This is a genomic window from Xanthomonas sp. NCPPB 4037 (genome assembly GCF_041475695.2).
Lineage (GTDB): Bacteria > Pseudomonadota > Gammaproteobacteria > Xanthomonadales > Xanthomonadaceae > Xanthomonas > Xanthomonas campestris.
Genome location: NZ_CM191261.1, coordinates 864,727 through 884,432 on the forward strand (window position 1 = coordinate 864,727; position 19,706 = coordinate 884,432).

A 19,706-nucleotide genomic window follows, 5' to 3' on the forward strand; every position below is an offset into this window, starting at 1 on the left:
GCCGCCAGGCGGGCGCGGCCGGTACTCGGGATCGGCATGTCCCCCGTACGCTCCGGTTCCTCCATGCCGTCCGCACTCGCCAGACGGCTGCTAGCTACGTTTTGTCAGCCGCGCTTAGTCGGCGTTGACACCGTTGCGTTGGTACGCGCGGCCGCAACTTTGGCGACCCGCTTAACACGGCATCTCACTTTAGGCGGACCGAGCCAGGCTCGCAGGTAGGAAGCGCTGCGTGGCGATGGCGAGTAAAAAGTGCGGTTCGGTTGCTGCACTTCAGGCGGATCGATGCAAGCAGCTGAGTCTGGATTCGGCTTGCCGGCGATGTGTCTGGTCAATGGCAGCGTGTATGCATTGCATACTTTTTGAATTTAAAAAAATCCGATACTTGGTTTGCTTCTGGTAACTACAAGAACTACTAGTTATTTACTCGAACATTACAAGAATGTCGCATGTGTGACGTCAATCTCATTTGGATGTTTCGCGTTTCACTAGATTCATCAAGCGTTGTGAATTACTAAATTCCTGCGGTCTTTTCGGGGCAATCCATCTTTTTCTGTTGACGCTTTTGCACGGTCTTTCCGCTGCAGAAGACGGGCGAGTGCGTTCACTAAATACCTCAGGGGGACCACGAGATCTCACGTGCGTGGTGGTCGGTTTCTTCATACCAGGCCAATGGGGAGTAAGGCGTCAATGAAGCAGATTCAATTGAATAACGGTCGTGAGCGGCGTGCTCAGGACCGAACGGAGCGGCATGCCTGCACGTTGGGGAATGCAGGGGGCGATCACGCACGATTGCCCGATAACGGCCTGGCCGTTGCGGTGGTCTTGGCGTTGTTCGGCCTGAGCGGGATTGCGGCGGCAGCGGCACCCGCGGCGGCGTTGCAATCTTGCAGTGTGGTCGAGGGACGCCAGCAGTGCGATGACCCGGCAACAGCCGCATCGGTCTCCACGGACGCAGGCATCCCGGCAGCGGCCACGCCTGCCGCTGATGCGGAGGTGCCGGCCTTTGCAGACGGCGTGGATGCCTTGGCGCTGGGCAACGCGAGCAATGCCTTGGGCGATGGCACCAGCGCGCTCGGTGGCGGCAGCCTGGCGTTGGAGCGCGATGCGACCGCGATCGGGCATAACGCATCAGCGGCGGGCGAATCTGCGGTCGCAATCGGCGGTGTGGCCACCGTTTACGATTACGACGCATCAGGTTTCATCATTGGCGAACGTGAGCAAGCGACGCAGGCTTCCGGGGTGGGCGCGATCGCCATTGGTGGTGGAGCTTCTGCGGCGAGCCCGTTCTCCAGTGCACTCGGCAGCGGTGCGAGTGCCACCGGCGTGCAGAGTACTGCGTTGGGCTATCGCGCGCAGACCTTCAACGACGGTGCCACTGCGATCGGTGGGTTGTCGACTGCGGGCGCAGTTCTTTCCACTGCGGGCGGTTACTTATCGAACGCCAGCGGCGACGGTTCCACCGCGTTTGGCTTCCGCGCGCGCGCCCAAGCCAGCAGCAGCATTGCAGTAGGCGACACTGCATTGGCCAGTGGCGTGCAGAGTGTTGTGGTAGGTGGTATCAGTGATTTTGGTGCGATTACGGCGGCCACCGGGCAGGGTGGTATCGCCTTGGGTGCGGGCGCGCAGAGCCAGTCTGATTACGCCATCGCAATTGGCTACGATTCCAATGTGTTTCCGAATGCGCCGGGCAACACCGACGCGGTCGCGATCGGCCACAGTGCCGGGTCGTTCGCGCCACGCACGGTGTCATTGGGTGGTTTTTCATTGGCCAGCGGAGACGGTGCGATTGCGGTCGGGCACAACAGCACGGCCTATCTTGAAAACAGCATTGCCCTGGGCGCGCGAGCCGAGACCTCGTGGTTCAACGGCAACAGCACGGCCATCGGCGCAGATGCGCAGAGCAATGGCGTCAATGCAGTGGCCATCGGCGCTGGTGCGCGCGTGGGCGATTGGGTGGACGATGCATGGAACCGGTCCGCTGCCAATGCGGTGGCGTTGGGTGCCAATTCCTATGCATTCCGCGATAACACAGTGTCCATCGGTGATGTGGGCGCGGGCCTGACACGGCAACTGACCAGTGTGGCCGCCGGCACCGAGGCGACCGACGCGGTCAATGTCGCTCAACTCGACACAGTACGTGCCGCCACGACGCGTATCGATGGCTATCTGGCGGTCGCCCCCGGTGAGGCGGATGGCGTTACCGCATTCGCGCAGGGGCAGGATGCAATTGCGCTGGGCAGCGCCAGCAACGCGCTGGGCGATGGCGCCAATGCGCTGGGCGCGGGCAGTCTGGCACTCGGGCGCGACACCGTTGCGCTGGGTCGCAACGCCAGTGCCGCGGATGCTTCGGCTGTTGCGGTTGGTGGTGTTGCCACGGTGCCGGTGTTCGATGCCACCGGTTCTCTGATCGGTTCACAGGAGCAGGCGACGCAGGCGCAGGCGCGCGGTGCGGTGGCACTGGGCAGCGGCGCGGTGGCCGCGCGTATATTCGCCACTGCAGTTGGCACCGGGGCCGCGGCCAGCGGCGAGCAGTCGCTGGCCGCTGGATTCAGTGCACGGGCGCAGGACGACGCGGCCACCACGGTGGGCGCGTTCTCCACCGCGCGTGGTTCGGCATCGTCGGCATTCGGCTTCGGGGCACTGGCCGATGCGACGTTCACCACGGCGGTGGGCTTCAATGCCTCCAGCCTTGGCGAAAGCAGTGTAGCGGTAGGCAGTCTTGCGCTGGCTGCGGGCGAGCGCAGCGTGACCGTTGGCGGCATCGCGCTGGTCAGCTCGACGCTGCGGCCTGCAGGTGCCTCCGGGGTTGGTAGCGTGGCCGTCGGCGCCGGTGCACGCAGCAGCGGCGATTTCGCTATCGCGCTTGGCTACAACGCCAATGTGTTTCCCAACGGCAACAATGCCGACGCGGTGGCGATCGGCCATAGCGCCGCATCGTTTGCGCCGCGCACGGTGGCGGTGGGGACACTGGCGTCGGGGGAGGGCGAGGAAGCCATCGCCATCGGGTACGACGCGCGTGCGGTCTCACGCAGAAGCATCGCGATCGGCAGTGGCGCTGATACCTCGATCGTCTACGGCGACAACATCGCACTGGGAACCAACGCCAGGGCCGATGCGCCCGATGCGATCGCGATCGGGCGCAATGCCAGCGTGGGTGTGTTCGTCGGCGAGGTGGGCAGCGCGGCAATGGCGGTGGGCGTGCAATCGACAGCGCTGGGCAACAACAGTGTGGCGATGGGCTACAACGCCTTTACACGCGAAAGCGGCGGGAATGCGGTGGCGCTTGGTGCCAATGCCGGTGCCAGCGGTGCCGATTCGGTGGCACTGGGCTCTGGTTCGCGTAGCTACGACGCCAATGTGGTGTCGGTGGGCAACGGCAATGGGCGCGGTGGCCCGGCCACGCGGCGCATCGTCAATGTAGGCGCGGGCACGCTCAGCGCGGTCAGCAGCGATGCGATCAACGGCGGGCAATTGTTCGGCGCGCTGAGCAATGCGGCCAGCTTCCTTGGCGGCGGTGCGGCGGTGCGGCGATGGGGGCGCAAGGGGTGTTCATTGCGCCCACCTACGTGATCCAGGGCAGCAGCTACAGCAATGTGGGTGCGGCGTTGACGGCGCTGGACAGCAAGGTCAGCGAGCTGGATGGGCGTGGTCAAACGCCGACGGTCGCCGCGGCGCGTGCTTCCGCGGCGCGTGTCGCCACGGCAACGGCAACCGCTGCTGCTTCGGGTATCGCCAGCACGGCAGATGGGCTGTCAGACGCGAGTCTGCAGACGGCGTTGGCGACCGCCGACGCAACCGCCGACAGCGTGGCGACCTCAGCGCCCGTACCTGTGGGCGGCCTTGCAGCAAGCCAGACGGTGCAAGGCACGCCGACAGCCGCCGCAATCGGCAGCAGTACCGCAGCCGCAACAGCGACGGCAGTGGGCAATGCGGCGGTGGCCAACCACGTGACCGGCACCGCGATCGGTGGCAGCGCGTATGCGCATGGCCCCAACGACACCGCGATTGGCAGCAATGCACGCGTCAATGCCGATGGCAGCACCGCAGTGGGCGCGAATACGCAAATTGCTGCTGTGGCGACCAATGCAGTGGCGATGGGCGAAGGTGCGCAGGTCACCTCCGCGTCCGGCACCGCACTTGGCCAGGGCGCGCGGGTCAGCGCACAAGGTGCGGTGGCGTTGGGGCAAGGATCGGTTGCCGATCAAGCCAACACGGTCTCGGTGGGCAGCGTGGGTGGTGAGCGTCAGGTGGCCAATGTGGCCGCCGGTACGCGCGCCACCGATGCGGTCAACAAGGGCCAGTTGGATAGCGGCGTCGCCGCAGCCAACAGCTACACCGACAGCCGCTACAGCGCGATGGCCGACAGCTTCGAAACCTACCAGGGCGATATCGAAGACCGCCTGCGCCGGCAGAACCGTCGCCTCGACCGTCAAGGCGCGATGGGCTCGGCGATGTTGAACATGTCCGCCAGCGTGGCCGGTATTGCCTCGCAAAACCGCATCGGTGCCGGTGTCGGTTTCCAGAACGGCGAGTCGGCGTTGTCGGTGGGTTATCAGCGGGCAATCAGCCCGCGCGCCACGGTGACCGTGGGCGGTGCGCTCAGTGGGGATGACCGTTCGATCGGTGTGGGTGCCGGCTTCGGCTGGTGACTGCCCGCAATCACACATGCCGTCGCAGGCAGGCCGCGCGGCCTGCCACCGAGCGGCGCACGTTTCTCCGTCATGGCGTTTCGCACTTACCTTGAAGGAACTCATCGTGATCCAGACTTCTTTTTATCGAACCCTCCTGCTGGCGTGCTGCGTTGCCGCGTCTCCATTTGGCGTTGGCACCGCAACCGCCGCCAGCCCCGGCCCTGCGGCGGCAAGCGCCAGGCAGCCACAAGCCGCGGCCAATGCGCCGGTCGAGCGACTCATCGTGACTTACCGCAGCGGCCGGGTGACCACACGCGATGCCGGGCGGACCGCAGCGGCTGCCATCACCACCGCCGCTGCCCGCGCATCGGTGCGTTTGGCACCGGCAACGCGTGCCGGTAACGCGGCTGCACCGGAGTATCTGCGCACGCTGGCAGTGGGCGGCGAACTGGTGAAGTTACCCGCACGGCTCAGCCGCGCCGACGCCGACCGCCTGGTGAAGGAAGTGGCGGCCGATCCTGCGGTGGCGTCGGTGCAGATCGATCCGCGGATGTATCCACTGCAAAGCAGTGGCGGTGCGCTGCCGAATGATCCGCTGTTGCAGAGCAATCAATGGCATCTCATCGACCCGGTCGGCGGCATCAATGCGGCGCAAGCCTGGGCCACGACGCAGGGTGAGGGCGTGGTGGTGGCGGTACTGGATACCGGCATCCTGCCGGGCCATCCCGATCTGGCTGGCAATCTGCTCGCCGGCTACGACTTCATTACCGATCCGTTCTTTTCGCGGCGCCCCACTGCCGAGCGGGTGGCCGGCGCGCTCGATATGGGCGACTGGATCGCAGAGGACGGCGAATGTGGCCTGTTCTCGGTGGCGGACGACAGCACCTGGCACGGCACGCATGTGGCCGGCACGGTGGCAGAAGCCACCAACAACGGCATCGGTGGCGCGGGCGTGGCCTACCGGGCGAAGGTGCTGCCGGTTCGGGTGCTCGGGCATTGCGGTGGTTTTGGTTCCGATATCGCCGACGCCATCGTTTGGGCATCGGGTGGCCATGTCGACGGCGTGCCGGACAACCGTGACCCGGCCGAAGTGATCAACATGAGCCTGGGTGGCGGCGGTGCCTGCGATGCGGTCACGCAGGCAGCGATCAACGGTGCGGTTTCGCGCGGCACCACCGTGGTGGTGGCGGCAGGCAATGAAGGCTCGGACGTGTCGACCTCAAGCCCTGCCAATTGCGCCAATGTCATCGCCGTGGCCGCAACCCGCGCGACGGGCGGGCTGACCGACTACAGCAATTTTGGCCGTCTGGTCGATCTGGCTGGCCCGGGTGGCAGTTCGATGTTCTTTGCCACGGACGATGGCCCGATCCGCAGCTTCATCTGGCAGACCTTCTACACCGGCCGGACCACGCCGACCTCCGGGCAGTTCACCTATGGCGGCAACACGTTCGCCGGTACGTCGATGGCAGCGCCACACGTGGCAGGCACCGCAGCCCTGGTGCAGAGCGCGTTGATCGCCGACGGCAAACCGCCGTTGTCGCCAGCGGCCCTGGAAACCCTGCTCAAGCGCACTGCACGCGCATTCCCGGTCGCCATTCCCGATGCAACGCCTGCGGGCAGCGGCATTGTGGATGCCGGTGCCGCTGTTGCCCGCGCCCTGCAGGAATGTGGCGCAGGCGATGTGACCTGCAACGTGGACGCGCAACCGCTGCGCAATGGTGTGGTGGAGCGCGGGATCTCCAACCTGGCCGGCGATCCAGGGGTGTTTACCTTCGACGCGGCCGCTGGTGCGGTGCTCAGCTTCATCAGCTTCGGTGGCAGCGGGCAGGCGGCGCTGTATGTGGCCCTGGACCGTCAGCCGACCGCCGCCGACAACGACGGCATGTCCACCCGCAGCGGCACCAGCCAGACCGTGCGCTTCACCGCGCCGCGCGCCGGCACCTACATCGTCAAACTCGATGGCGCCAGCTTCGATGGGGTCAGCCTGCTCGCGCGTCAGTGATCCGACACGCCGTGCTGCGCAATGCACACGGCGACGATTTGTTGGCGCCCGCGACGCATCCGGGCCCCGCTGATTCCGGCAGCGGCCAACGTGTGGAGCGTTGGCCGCTGCCCTGACCGGTTTCCTGCCCATCTTTTGCGCAACCAAGCCTGCTGGCGTCCTGCCAGCGGGTTTTTTTGTCTTGCCCGGACACGCCTATTCAGCGTGGCGGCGTGCGGCATGGCGTGACCTAGGTGGCTGTTTTCCAAAGATTTATCGAAAAACTAATAAAACCAGCCTGAAGCGTGACGGTCATCACGGTTATGCACGTGGCGTGTCAAAAACTTGACGCCCGATTTGAGCGCTGTTAACACTTCGCCCAGTTCTATGGTTGGGTAGCGTTCATTTTTTGACTATCCCAAGGTGCGGGAAATTCCGCGCACCGCCACCCGGCCCATGGCGCCAGTAACCACAGGGGGATCGCATTGGCTGGAAGGCTTTTGCGGTGGTGGGGAATCGCTAAAAACCAGTCCACTTCAGGAGCAGGACGTCGATGAATCGGATTTATCGCAAGGTCTGGAACAAATCGTTGGGTGTGTGGGCCGTGGCATCGGAATTGGCCAGCGGCGACAGCCCGGGAAGCGTGGCATCGGCCGCGCTGATTGACCGCCGTCAGGCACTCTCCCTGGCCGCCGCGATCGCCCTGGCGCTGGGTAGCGCCGGGATCGCCATTCCCCTTTCCGCCAGTGCGCAGTCGGTCGAAGTTGGCCGTGGCGCGTCGGCACCCGCCGCCCATGCCACCGCGATCGGTGCAGGCAGCAACGCCAGCGCCACCGGCGCGGTGGCCACCGGCGCCGATAGCAGCGCCAGTGGCGTCAACAGCAGCGCGATCGGCCGCCAGACCAACGCCATCGGCGAAAACGCAGTGGCCATCGGCTACAACAGTTTCGTGCGCCAGGCCGGCGAAAATGGGGTGGCACTCGGCGCCAATGCCGGCGTGACCGGCGCCAATTCGGTGGCACTGGGCGCCGGTTCGCGCACCCACGAAGACGACGTGGTGTCGATCGGTAGCGGCAATGGCCGCGGCGGCCCGGCAACGCGCCGCATCACCAACGTGTCCGCCGGTGTCAACGCCAACGACGCTGTCAACGTGGCGCAGCTGCAGGCCGTGTCCGAGGTGGCCGAAGATACCGCCACATTTTTCAAGGCACAGCCGGGTGACGACAGCATCGGCGCGTATGCCGATGGTGCTGGTGCGGTGGCTGCCGGCGATGCCGCCAACGCCTTCGGCAGCGGCGCGCTCGCCGTGGGCAGCGGCGCCAATGCACAGGCCGACAACGCCACCGCCGTGGGCGCCAACGCGCTCGCGGTAGGGCAGAACAGCGCCGCATTCGGCTACAACGCGCAGGCCAACGGGCCGGGCAGCGTGGCGGTGGGCGGAGCCGCTGTGGATGAAGACGGCAACCCGCTGATCACCAATGGCGGTGTGCCGGTTGACACCGGTGCCACCAGCGCCGTTGTGGGCGGCACCGCGGTGGGCGCCAGCGCCAGCGCGGATGGTTTCGCTGCCTCGTCGTATGGCGTGGGCGCTTACGCGGCCGGCGCGCAGTCGTCGGCGTTCGGCGCGGTGTCCAACGCCACCGGCGACTACTCCACGGCCGTGGGCACGCAGACCAGCGCCAGCGGCACCAGCAGCACCGCCGTCGGCGGCCCGGTGGATCTGATTCCGGGGCTAGGGTTCTTCGTGCAGACCCAGGCCAGTGGCGAAGCCTCCACCGCGCTTGGCGCCGGCGCAATTGCCTCGGGCACCTACACCACGGCGGTCGGCACGCTCAGCGAAGCCTCGGGCACCGAAGCCACTGCAGTGGGTTACTTCGCCTATGCACCGGGCGAAGGCGCCACTGCCGTGGGTCCGGAGTCGTGGGCCAGCGGTGAACTCAGCACCGCGCTCGGGTATTACAGCACCGCACGCGGCGCGAACTCGGTGGCCTTGGGCGCCAACTCGGTGGCCACGCGCGCCGATACGGTGTCGGTGGGCGCAACTGGTGCGGAGCGCCAGATCACCAGCGTCGCCGCCGGCACCGAAGGCACCGATGCGGTGAATCTCAACCAGCTCACCGCAGTCTCGGATGTGGCCTCAACGACGGCACGCACGTTCGTGGCGACCGGCGACGGCAGCGCCCTGGCCGAGGGCGTGGACAGCGTTGCGGCAGGTGCCAATGCTTCTGCATTGAGCGACTACAGCACCGCGCTGGGCTCCAGCAGTCTCGCATCGGATATCAACACCACTGCGGTGGGCAGCGGTGCAGTGGCGAACTTCAACAACGCCACCGCCGTGGGCTTCAACAGCATCGCCAGCGATCGCTATGCAACCGCGCTGGGTGCGGACAGCACCGCGTCGGGTTTCTATGGCACTGCACTCGGTAGCACGAGCGTGGCATTTGGTCGCGGCGCCACGGCGGTGGGTTTCGAAAGTATTGCCAATGGTGACGAATCCACTGCACTTGGATTTGCCAGCGTGGCGTTCGGCGATAGCAGCACATCGATCGGTGCTGAAAGCACCGCGTATGGCGGAGGGAGCGTGGCGATCGGCATCACGTCGGTCGCATCTGGCGTCGGTTCTGTCGCTATCGGTAACAACGCCTGGGGCGGCGGTGGACGCTCAATCGCCATCGGTTCGCAGGCAGTCGGATACGGCGATCGCAGCATCGCGCTCGGCGCCGAGGCCTTCGTTGAAGGCACTGACAGCATCGCGATCGGCGACAGTGCGCAAGTTGCCGTGAACAACAGCGTCGCGCTTGGCGTTGGCGCAGTGGCCGATCGTGCCAACACGGTGTCGGTAGGCACGGTTGGCGGCGAGCGGCAGATCACCAACGTCGCGGCCGGTACCGAAGGCACCGACGCAGTGAACCTAGATCAGCTCACGGCCGTGTCCGACGGCGCCGCCACCACTGCGCGCACCTTTGTCGCCAGCGGTGACGGCACCGCGATTGCCGATGGTGCCGACAGCGTTGCCGCAGGTTCCAATGCATCGGCGCTTGCCGACAACAGCACGGCATTGGGTGCCAGCAGTGCCGCCAGCGGGCGCGGCGCCACCGCACTCGGCTTCGAAAGCATTGCCAACGGTGCTGCTTCCACGGCAGTGGGCCAGGCCAGCGTGGCGTGGGGCGAAGGCAGCACGGCACTGGGCACCGACAGCGTGGCGTACGCCGACAACAGCGTCGCACTCGGCGCCAACGCGTTTGCCGATCGCGACAACACGGTATCGGTAGGTAGCGCGGGGAGCGAGCGGCAGATCACCAACGTGGCCGCCGGTACCGAAGGCACCGATGCGGTGAACCTGGACCAGCTCAACGCCGTGGCCGGCACTGCCGAGACCACCGCGCGTCTGTATGCGGGCACCGGTGACGGCAACGCGTTCGCACAGGGCGAAGACGCCACGGCTGCCGGCTCCAATGCCACCGCCGATGCCGACTACAGCAGCGCATTCGGCGCCAGCAGCCAGGCCACTGCGATCGGTGCGGTCGCCATCGGCAGCGGTGCCAGCGCCACGGCGCAGTACGCCAATGCGTCCGGCTACAACGCCGCTGCCAGCGGCTACGGCAGCGTGTCGACCGGCGCTTTCAGCCAGGCCAGCGGTGATTACGGCGTGGCCCTGGGCGGCGAAAGCGAAGCTTCCGGTGCGCAGAGCACGGCAGTGGGCGCAGCGGCAGGGGCGTCCGGTGATGGTGCATTTGCCGGTGGTGCGCTGAGCGTGGCCGAAGGCACCGAAAGCACTGCACTGGGCTATTTCGCCAGTGCCACGGGCGAGTCCGCCACGGCGGTCGGTGCAGAGAGCGTGGCCGATGGCACCAGCGCGGCGGCATTCGGCTTTGGCGCCGAAGCCACCTCCAACTACTCCACCGCGTTGGGTGGCTATTCCACCGCCAGCGGTTTCAACAGCACCGCGCTGGGTAACTTCAGCACCGCCAGCGGCTCCAGCAGCGTGGCTGTCGGTGGCGATGCCACTGCCTCCGGCGCGTACAGCATCGCGGCCGGCCAGGCCAGCGTTGCCAGCGGCTACAACAGCGTGGCGGTGGGTGGCGCCTTGCTCGGCCTGTTGCCGACCGAGGCCTCCGGCGATTTCTCCACCGCGCTGGGCGGCGCGGCGTGGGCTCCGGGTTTGAACAGCACCGCGCTGGGTAACTTCGCCGAATCCACCGGCGAAAGCAGCGTAGCGCTGGGTGCCGATTCGGTCGCTGATCGCGACTTTGCGGTGTCGGTGGGCAGTGCCGGCAACGAGCGCCAGATCACCAATGTCGCGGCCGGTACGCAAGGCACCGATGCGGTGAATCTGGACCAGCTCACCGCGGTGGCTGAAACCGCGCAGGGCACCAGCAAATACTTCAAGGCCAGCGGCAGCGACGACAGCGATGCCGGTGCCTACATCGAAGGCGACAACGCGCTGGCCGCCGGCGAAGGTGCCAATGCCAGCAGCGATAACAGCACCGCCTTGGGTGCAGGTGCGCAGGCGGTTGCCGAGAGCGCAACCGCAGTCGGCATGGATGCGCTGGCCAGCGGCATCGGCGCCGCAGCGGTGGGTAACAACGCCCAGGCGCTGGGCGAAAACAGCAGCGCGGTGGGCAGCAACGCGCTGGCCAGCGATATCGGTGCCACCGCCAACGGTGCCGGCGCGCAGGCCATTTCGACCTACACCACTGCACTGGGCAGCGAAGCGGTAGCCTCGGACAACCAGGCCACGGCGGTCGGCTTCCGCAGCGCCGCGTCCAACGTGGGCAGTGCCGCCTTCGGTGGCTATAGCGAATCCAGCGGCCGCTTGTCGTCGGCACTGGGCTACGGCGCAGTGGCATCCAGCGACTACAGCACCGCAGTGGGTGCCGCGTCGCTGGCCTCCGGCGCCAGCGCGGTGGCCGTGGGTGAATTCAGCGAAGCCACCGGCGATGAAAGCGTAGCGGTGGGCGGCAGCACGTTCTTCGGCTTCATCCCGGCACGTGCGTCGGGCACCGGTGCAGCGGCCTTCGGTGCCGGTGCATGGGCCACGGCCGATTACACCACCGCGATCGGCTGGAACTCCTATGCCGACGGCGTCAACGCCAGTGCGTTGGGCCAGAGCGCTGCCGCACTTGCGGATAACACGCTGGCGATCGGCGGCAACAGCCGCGCCGATGCGATTGGTGCAAGCGTAGTCGGCGTGGATGCCTCGGCCACCGGCATCAACAGCACCGGCGTGGGCCGCCAGGTCAACGTAATCGGTGAAAACGCGGTCTCGGTGGGCTACAACTCGTTCGTGCGCGAAAGCGCGGTCAACGGTGTTGCACTCGGTGCCAATGCCGGTGCCACCGGCGCCGATTCGGTGGCATTGGGCTCGGGCTCGCGCACCTACGAAGCCAACACGGTGTCGGTCGGTAGCGGCAATGGCCGCGGTGGCCCGGCAACGCGTCGCATCGTCAATGTCAGCGACGGCGAAGTCGCCACCGATGCGGTCAACAAGGGCCAGCTGGATGCATTGGCGGCCGATGTGCAGACCACCAGCGGCATGGTGCAGACCACCGGCGAGGGCGTGGCCCGTGCAACGGGCGATCGCGCTACCGCCGCCGGTGCTGGCGCCACCGCCAGCGGTGCCCGCAGCGTGGCGGTAGCCGCAGGCAGCACTGCCTCGGCCACCGGCGCCAGCGCGATGGGTGTGGACAGCAGCGCCAGCGGCGTGAACAGCACGGCGATGGGGCGGCAGACCAACTCCATCGGCGAGAACGGCGTTGCACTGGGTTACAACTCCTTTGTGCGCCAAAGCGGCGCCAATGCCGTCGCCCTCGGTGCCAATGCGGGTGCGAGCGGCGCCGATTCGGTAGCGCTGGGTTCCGGTTCGCGCACCTACGAAGCCAACGTGGTGTCGGTGGGCAGCGGCAACGGCCGCGGTGGCCCGGCGACGCGTCGCATCGTCAATGTGGGTGCCGGCGCGATTGCCGATGCCAGCACCGATGCGATCAACGGTGGCCAGTTCTTCCAGTCGCTCAGCAATACCGCCAGCTTCCTCGGCGGTGGTGCGGCGATCGGCGCACAAGGTGTGTTCGTTGCGCCGACCTACGTCATCCAGGGTGCCAGCTACAACAACGTCGGTGCCGCATTGACCGCGTTGGACAGCAAGGTCACCGAGCTGGATGCACGTGGCGGCACCGCAACGGCTACCGCTGCACGCACGGTTTCGCTGCGCACCGCAGCGGTTCCGGCGGTGGCTGCATCAGCGACGGCAGCGAGCAGCGATGTCACTGGCAGCAGCGCAAGCGTGCAGGGCACGCCGACCGCTGCGGTCGTTGGCACGGCCGCGCCGGCGGCCACCTCGACGGCAGTTGGCAACGCCGCTGTGGCCAACCACATCACTGGCACCGCGATCGGTGGCAGCGCGTATGCGCACGGCCCCAACGACACCGCGATTGGCAGCAATGCACGCGTCAATGCCGATGGCAGCACCGCAGTGGGTGCCAACACGCAGATTGCTGCGGTGGCGACCAATGCAGTGGCGATGGGCGAAGGCGCGCAGGTGAGTGCGGCCTCGGGCACGGCGATCGGGCAGGGTGCCCGCGCCGGTGCTCAGGGTGCGGTGGCACTGGGCCAGGGTTCGGTTGCCGACCGCGCCAACACGGTCTCGGTGGGCAGCGTGGGCGGTGAGCGTCAGGTGGCCAATGTGGCCGCCGGTACGCGCGCCACCGATGCGGTCAACAAGGGCCAGTTGGATAGCGGCGTGGCCGCAGCCAACAGCTACACCGACAGCCGCTACAGCGCGATGGCCGACAGCTTCGAAACCTACCAGGGCGATATCGAAGACCGTCTGCGCCGGCAGAACCGTCGCCTCGATCGCCAGGGTGCGATGGGCTCGGCGATGTTGAACATGTCCGCCAGCGTGGCCGGTATCGCCTCGCAGAACCGCATCGGTGCCGGTGTCGGTTTCCAGAACGGCGAGTCGGCGTTGTCGGTGGGTTATCAGCGGGCAATCAGCCCGCGCGCCACGGTGACCATCGGTGGCGCATTGAGCGGCGACGACAGCTCGATCGGCGTAGGTGCCGGTTTCGGTTGGTAACGCACGGTTGAAAACAGCGACGGCGCCGTCGTGCGCCGTCGCGACAGAGCAAGGCCTGAGGGGGCGGGCGAGGACCGTGGCTTGGCCGGCCAACGGATTCGCAGGGAGTGATGGCCGTGCTGACGCCTGATCCACGAAAAACTGAAGAGGACTTCACCGTGATCGACAAGAATTTCCGTCTCAACCCGCTGACTGGCGCCATCTTGATGATGGCCCTGGGTGCTTCGGGCACCCTCGTTGCTGCCCCCGCGTTGCAGGTCAAGGAACCGACCCAAGCCGCGCCGGCCGCCAGCGATTTCAGCAGCCGGTTGATCGTGCGTTACAAGGACGGCACGGCCGCCGCGAGCGATCGCAGCAGCAAGCTGGGCGTGGTGCAATCGGCCGTGGGCCGTGCCGCACCGGTGACCGGTGCGCGTGCTGGCGCCACCGCCGCCAAGGCGACCTACCTGCGCAAGCTGGGCATTGGCTCGGACCTGATCAAGCTGTCCGGCACGCTGACCGCCGCACAGGTGGACAAGGTGGTGGTCGAGCTGAAGAACGACCCGTCCGTGGCCGAGGTGCAGATCGATCGCATGCTGCGTCCGGTCGAAATCAAGAAGAGCGTTGCCGCGACCGACGTGACCCCGCAGCTGGTCCCCAACGACCCGCTGTACGCGCAGTACCAGTGGCATCTGAGCAACCCCAACGGCGGCATCAACGCGCCGGCCGCATGGGACCTCTCGCAAGGTGCCGGCGTGGTGGTGGCGGTGCTGGATACCGGCATCCTGCCGGGCCATCCGGACTTCGCTGGCAACCTGTTGCAGGGCTATGACTTCATCACCGATGCCGAAGTCTCGCGTCGCCCCACCGACGCCCGCGTCCCGGGCGCGCTGGACTACGGTGACTGGGAAGAGGCCGATAACGTCTGCTACGACGGGTCGGTGGCACAGGAAAGCTCCTGGCACGGCACCCACGTCTCGGGCACCGTGGCCGAGGCAACCAATAACGGTGTGGGCATGGCTGGCGTCGCGCCGAAGGCCACCATCCTGCCGGTGCGCGTGCTCGGCCGCTGCGGCGGCTACACCTCCGACATCGCCGATGCGATCGTGTGGGCCTCCGGCGGTACGGTCGATGGCGTCCCCGCCAACACCAACCCGGCCGAAGTGATCAACATGAGCCTGGGTGGCGGCGAGCCCTGCGATCCGGCCACCCAGGTCGCGATCAATGGCGCGGTGTCGCGCGGCACCAGCGTGGTGGTGGCGGCCGGCAACAGCGGCGAAGATGCGGCCAACCATTCGCCGGCCAGCTGCAACAACACCATCACCGTCGGCGCCACCCGCATCACCGGCGGCATCACCTACTACTCCAACTACGGCAGCAAGGTGGACCTGTCCGGTCCCGGCGGCGGCGGCAGCGTGGACGGCAACCCGGGTGGTTACATCTGGCAGGCCGGCTACGACGGCGCCACCACCCCGACCTCCGGTAGCTATAGCTACATGGGTATGGGCGGCACCTCGATGGCGTCCCCGCACGTGGCCGGTGTCGTGGCCCTGGTGCAGAGCGCGTCGATCGGCCTGGGCGATGGCCCGCTGACCCCGGCGGCGATGGAAGCCCTGCTCAAGCAGACCAGCCGCCGCTTCCCGGTGACCCCGCCGACCAGCACCCCGATCGGCAGCGGCATCGTCGACGCCAAGGCCGCGCTGGAAGCGGTATTGGTGGAGCCCTGCGACCCGGACACCGAGACCTGCGCGCCGGCCGCCATTGCCCTGACCAACAAGGCCCCGCTGACCGGCCTGAGCGGTGAGTACAACAGCTCCACGTTGTACAGCTTCGAAGCCAAGGCCGGTGCGGTGCTGAGCTTCATGACCTACGGCGGCACCGGTAACGTGTCGGTCTACGTGAGCTTCGAAGCCGAGCCCACCGCAACCGATTACGACGCCAAGTCCACCCGTCCGGGCAACAGCGAAACGGTGCGCTTCACCGCACCCAAGGCTGGTACCTACTACATCAAGCTGGTGGGTGCAGGGGACTACGCGAAGCTGACGCTCGTCGCGCGACAGTAATCGCTGCAATAGTGTGACCGAATGCCCCCGGCCAATCACCGGGGGCATTCGTTTTTCAGGGCCTTTCGCAGTGGTGCGGTTGATCGTCGCGGCAAACTGCTACAGTCGGCGCCGGACTTGTGGAGACGAGTGTGAACGCGGTTGCCGTCGATCCAATTGAGCAGCGAAGTGCAGAAACGCGCATCGTCGAAGCACTGCTTGAACGCCGTCGTCTGAAGGACACCGACCTGCTGCGCGCGCGCCAGCTGCAGGCCGAATCCGGCATGGGCCTGTTGGCGCTGCTGGGCCGGTTGGGGCTGGTGTCCGAGCGCGATCACGCCGAGACCTGCGCCGAGGTGCTCGGCCTGCCGTTGGTGGATGCACGCCAGCTCGGCGACACCCCGCCGGAAATGCTGCCTGAAGTGCAGGGCCTGTCGCTGCGCTTTCTCAAGCAATTTCATCTGTGCCCGGTCGGCGAGCGCGATGGCCGGCTCGACCTGTGGATTGCCGATCCCTACGACGATTACGCGATCGATGCGGTGCGCCTGGCCACCGGCCTGCCGCTGCTGCTGCAAGTAGGCCTGCGCTCGGAAATCGACGACCTGATCGAGCGCTGGTATGGGCAGGGCCGCAGCGCGATGGGCACGATCGTGGAAACCGCTGACGGCGATGCCAGCAGCACCGACGACATCGAAGCGTTACGCGATCTTGCCTCCGAAGCGCCGGTGATCCGCCTGGTGAACCTGGTGATCCAGCACGCGGTGGAACTGCGCGCCTCCGACATCCATATCGAACCGTTCGAAAGCCGGCTCAAGGTGCGCTACCGCGTGGATGGCGTGCTGGTGGAAGGTGAAAGCCCGCCGGCCAAGCTCACCGCCGCGGTAATCAGCCGCATCAAGATCATGGCCAAGCTCAATATCGCCGAGCGCCGCCTGCCGCAGGACGGCCGCATCATGCTGCGCGTGCAGGGCAAGGAGCTGGATCTGCGTGTCAGCACCGTGCCCACCGCGCATGGCGAGAGCGTAGTGATGCGTCTGCTCGATCGTGAAACGGTGGTGTTCGATTTCTACAAGCTCGGTTTCACCGAAGACTTCCTGCCGCAATTTCGCAAGGTGCTCGAACAACCGCACGGCATCATGCTGGTCACCGGGCCCACCGGTTCGGGCAAGACCACCACGCTGTACACCGCGCTGAGCCAGCTCAACACCTCCGACGTCAAGATCATCACCGTCGAAGACCCGGTGGAATACCAGATCGAAGGCATCAACCAGATCCAGGCCAAGCCGCAGATCGGGCTGGATTTCGCCAACGCGCTGCGCAGCATCGTGCGCCAGGATCCGGACATCATCATGATCGGCGAAATGCGCGATCTGGAAACCGCGCGCATCGCGATCCAGTCCGCGCTCACCGGCCACCTGGTGCTGTCCACACTGCACACCAACAACGCCGCTGGCGGCATCACCCGCCTGCTCGACATGGGCGTGGAAGACTATCTGCTGACCTCCACCATCAACGGCATCCTGGCCCAGCGCCTGGTGCGCAAACTCGACCTGGCCAACGCCGAACGCTATGCCGCATCGCCGGAAGAGATCGAACGCTTCGACCTGCGCCGGCTGCAGCCGGACGGCGAGATCTTCCTGTATCGCCCGCGTGCCACGGCGGCGGCGCCCACCGGTTACCTGGGCCGCACCACCATCGTCGAGTTCCTGGTGATGAACGACGAACTCCGCCGCGCGGTGATGCGCCGCGCCGGCATGGGCGAGATCGAGCAGTTGGCGCGCAAGTCCGGCATGCGCACCATGTACGAAGATGGCTTGTCCAAGGCCCTGCGTGGCGAAACCACCATCGAAGAAGTCCTGCGCGTCACGGAGGATGCGTGAGAGCAGCGAGTGCAGCAACGCGCGCAGGCTGCGCGCTATCTAACGCGGATAACGCGGGCTTTCAGGCAGTCCCACGTATGCGCTGCAACGCAAAGGCCCCCGCACCCATCGCCCGCACCGCCGCGCTGTTCCCAAATCCCCACGACCAAGCGCCTCACCCCATTCCCGATTCCCAATTCCCAATTCCCGGCCTCCCAGCCTAATGCCCCTGTACCGCTACAAGGCGCTCGATGCGCACGGCGAAATGCTCGATGGTCAGATGGAAGCGGCCAACGATGCCGAGGTGGCGCTGCGTCTGCAGGAGCAAGGCCACCTGCCGGTAGAAACGCGTCTGGCCACCGGCGAAAACGGTTCGCCGTCCTTGCGCATGCTGTTGCGCAAGAAGCCGTTCGACAATGCCGCGCTGGTGCAATTCACCCAGCAGCTGGCCACGCTGATCGGCGCCGGGCAACCGCTGGACCGTGCGCTGTCGATCCTGATGGATCTGCCCGAAGACGACAAAAGCCGCCGCGTCATCGCCGACATCCGTGACACCGTACGCGGCGGCGCGCCATTGTCGGTGGCGCTGGAACGCCAGCACGGGCTGTTCTCCAAGCTCTACATCAACATGGTGCGCGCGGGCGAAGCCGGCGGCAGCATGCAGGACACCCTGCAGCGCCTGGCCGACTACCTGGAACGCAGCCGCGCACTCAAGGGCAAGGTGATCAACGCGCTGATCTACCCGGCGATCCTGCTGGCGGTGGTCGGCTGCGCGCTGTTGTTCCTGCTTGGCTATGTGGTGCCGCAGTTCGCGCAGATGTACGAAAGCCTGGATGTGGCCTTGCCGTGGTTCACCCAGGCGGTGCTGAGCGTTGGCCTGTTGGTGCGCGATTGGTGGCTGGTGCTGGTGGTGATTCCCGGCGTGCTCGGTCTATGGCTGGATCGCAAGCGCCGCAATGCCGCGTTCCGTGCTGCGCTGGATGCCTGGCTGTTGCGCCAGAAAGTCATCGGCAGCCTGATCGCACGGCTGGAAACTGCGCGGCTTACGCGCACGCTGGGCACCTTGTTGCGTAACGGCGTGCCGCTGCTCGCAGCGATCGGCATCGCGCGCAACGTGATGTCCAATACCGCGCTGGTGGAAGATGTGGCCGCCGCAGCCGACGACGTCAAGAATGGGCATGGCCTGTCGATGTCGCTGGCGCGCGGCAAGCGGTTCCCGCGGCTGGCGCTGCAAATGATCCAGGTGGGCGAGGAGTCCGGCGCACTGGACACCATGCTGCTCAAGACCGCCGACACGTTCGAGCTGGAAACTGCGCAGGCCATCGACCGCGCGCTGGCCGCGCTGGTGCCCCTGATCACCCTGGTGCTGGCCTCGGTGGTGGGGCTTGTCATCATTTCGGTGCTGGTACCGCTGTATGACCTCACCAATGCCATCGGTTGAGCGTGGTGGCCGCGTGCGGCGCGCAGCAGGCGTAGATGTGCGTCTGGCAACCGGCATGCGCATCGCTGATGCCGCGCTGGCTGCCGCTCCTCTGCGTGCAATTGGCGACATCGCTTCGCATGCTGCCGCGCGCTCCCGTGTACACGCACCACATTCACCACAACGTTTCGGTGACCGCATGACACCCATGCGGGAACCATTGCAGTGCCGGCCGTGTCATCTTCTGGCGGCAGCATCTTTCATCGACGTGCAAGGAAATCGTTCATGATCAAGCGTTCCATCACCCGCAGTCCGTCGCGCGCAGCCCAGGCCGGCATGAGCTTGCTGGAAATCATCATCGTCATCGTGCTGATCGGCGCGGTGCTCACCCTGGTCGGCAGCCGCGTGCTCGGTGGTGCCGATCGCGGCAAGGCGAACCTCGCCAAGTCGCAGATCCAGACCCTGGCCGGCAAGATCGAAAACTTCCAGCTCGACACCGGCAAATTGCCGACCAAGCTCGATGACCTGGTCACCCAGCCCGGCGGTAGCAGCGGTTGGCTGGGCCCGTACGCCAAGCCGGTCGAGCTCAACGACCCGTGGGGCCATACCATCGAATACCGCGTGCCCGGCGATGGCCAGGCCTTCGACCTGATCAGCCTCGGCAAGGATGGCCGCCCCGGCGGCAGCAGCTACGACTCGGACATCAAGTACCAGTAAGT

The 19,706-nt window shown here is 66.4% G+C and carries 8 protein-coding genes and 1 other RNA gene; all 9 read left to right on the top strand.

The genetic code is table 11. The annotated features are described in order from the left end of the window. Positions 1-36 precede the first annotated feature (36 nt). A non-coding RNA gene (locus ACCQ01_RS03860) (sX9 sRNA) lies at positions 37-110 on the top strand. Between the two features lie 577 nt (positions 111-687). Beyond that, positions 688-3,570: a hypothetical protein gene (locus tag ACCQ01_RS03865; RefSeq protein ID WP_228431511.1), complete on the top strand. Its 2,883-nt coding sequence runs from the start codon at positions 688-690 to the stop codon at positions 3,568-3,570. Continuing rightward, positions 3,531-4,649 carry a YadA family autotransporter adhesin gene (locus ACCQ01_RS03870; protein ID WP_372358856.1) on the top strand — a complete coding sequence of 373 codons (1,119 nt, stop codon included), beginning with the start codon at positions 3,531-3,533 and terminating at the stop codon, positions 4,647-4,649. The genes ACCQ01_RS03865 and ACCQ01_RS03870 overlap by 40 nt, the downstream gene beginning before the upstream one ends. A gap of 106 nt (positions 4,650-4,755) precedes the next feature. Continuing rightward, positions 4,756-6,633 carry a S8 family peptidase gene (locus ACCQ01_RS03875; RefSeq protein WP_228431512.1) on the top strand — a complete coding sequence of 626 codons (1,878 nt, stop codon included), beginning with the start codon at positions 4,756-4,758 and terminating at the stop codon, positions 6,631-6,633. A gap of 532 nt (positions 6,634-7,165) precedes the next feature. After that, a complete protein-coding gene (locus tag ACCQ01_RS03880; RefSeq protein ID WP_228431513.1) occupies positions 7,166-13,687 on the top strand; it encodes an ESPR-type extended signal peptide-containing protein in 6,522 nt (2,173 codons plus the stop codon). Positions 13,688-13,845: 158 nt separating this feature from the next. Next, complete coding sequence (locus tag ACCQ01_RS03885; protein WP_228431626.1) at positions 13,846-15,729, top strand: S8 family peptidase; 1,884 nt, start codon at positions 13,846-13,848, stop codon at positions 15,727-15,729. Between the two features lie 131 nt (positions 15,730-15,860). Next, positions 15,861-17,588, top strand: a complete 1,728-nt coding sequence (gspE, locus tag ACCQ01_RS03890; protein WP_019237945.1) for a type II secretion system ATPase GspE — start codon at positions 15,861-15,863, stop codon at positions 17,586-17,588. A 202-nt stretch (positions 17,589-17,790) separates the two neighbouring features. Further along, on the top strand, positions 17,791-19,008 hold the full coding sequence (xpsF, locus tag ACCQ01_RS03895; protein ID WP_011035901.1) for a type II secretion system protein XpsF: 1,218 nt from the start codon (positions 17,791-17,793) through the stop codon (positions 19,006-19,008). Between the two features lie 264 nt (positions 19,009-19,272). Further along, positions 19,273-19,704, top strand: a complete 432-nt coding sequence (gspG, locus tag ACCQ01_RS03900; RefSeq protein WP_014506603.1) for a type II secretion system major pseudopilin GspG — start codon at positions 19,273-19,275, stop codon at positions 19,702-19,704. Positions 19,705-19,706 lie beyond the last annotated feature (2 nt).

What these genes read in the sequence shown, in the direction of transcription:
- ACCQ01_RS03865 (WP_228431511.1), top strand. Translation starts at nt 688, where the DNA reads ATGAAGCAGATTCAATTGAATAACGGTCGTGAGCGGCGTGCTCAGGAC.
- ACCQ01_RS03870 (WP_372358856.1), top strand. Translation starts at nt 3,531, where the DNA reads ATGGGGGCGCAAGGGGTGTTCATTGCGCCCACCTACGTGATCCAGGGC.
- ACCQ01_RS03880 (WP_228431513.1), top strand. Translation starts at nt 7,166, where the DNA reads ATGAATCGGATTTATCGCAAGGTCTGGAACAAATCGTTGGGTGTGTGG.
- xpsF (WP_011035901.1), top strand. Translation starts at nt 17,791, where the DNA reads ATGCCCCTGTACCGCTACAAGGCGCTCGATGCGCACGGCGAAATGCTC.
- gspG (WP_014506603.1), top strand. Translation starts at nt 19,273, where the DNA reads ATGATCAAGCGTTCCATCACCCGCAGTCCGTCGCGCGCAGCCCAGGCC.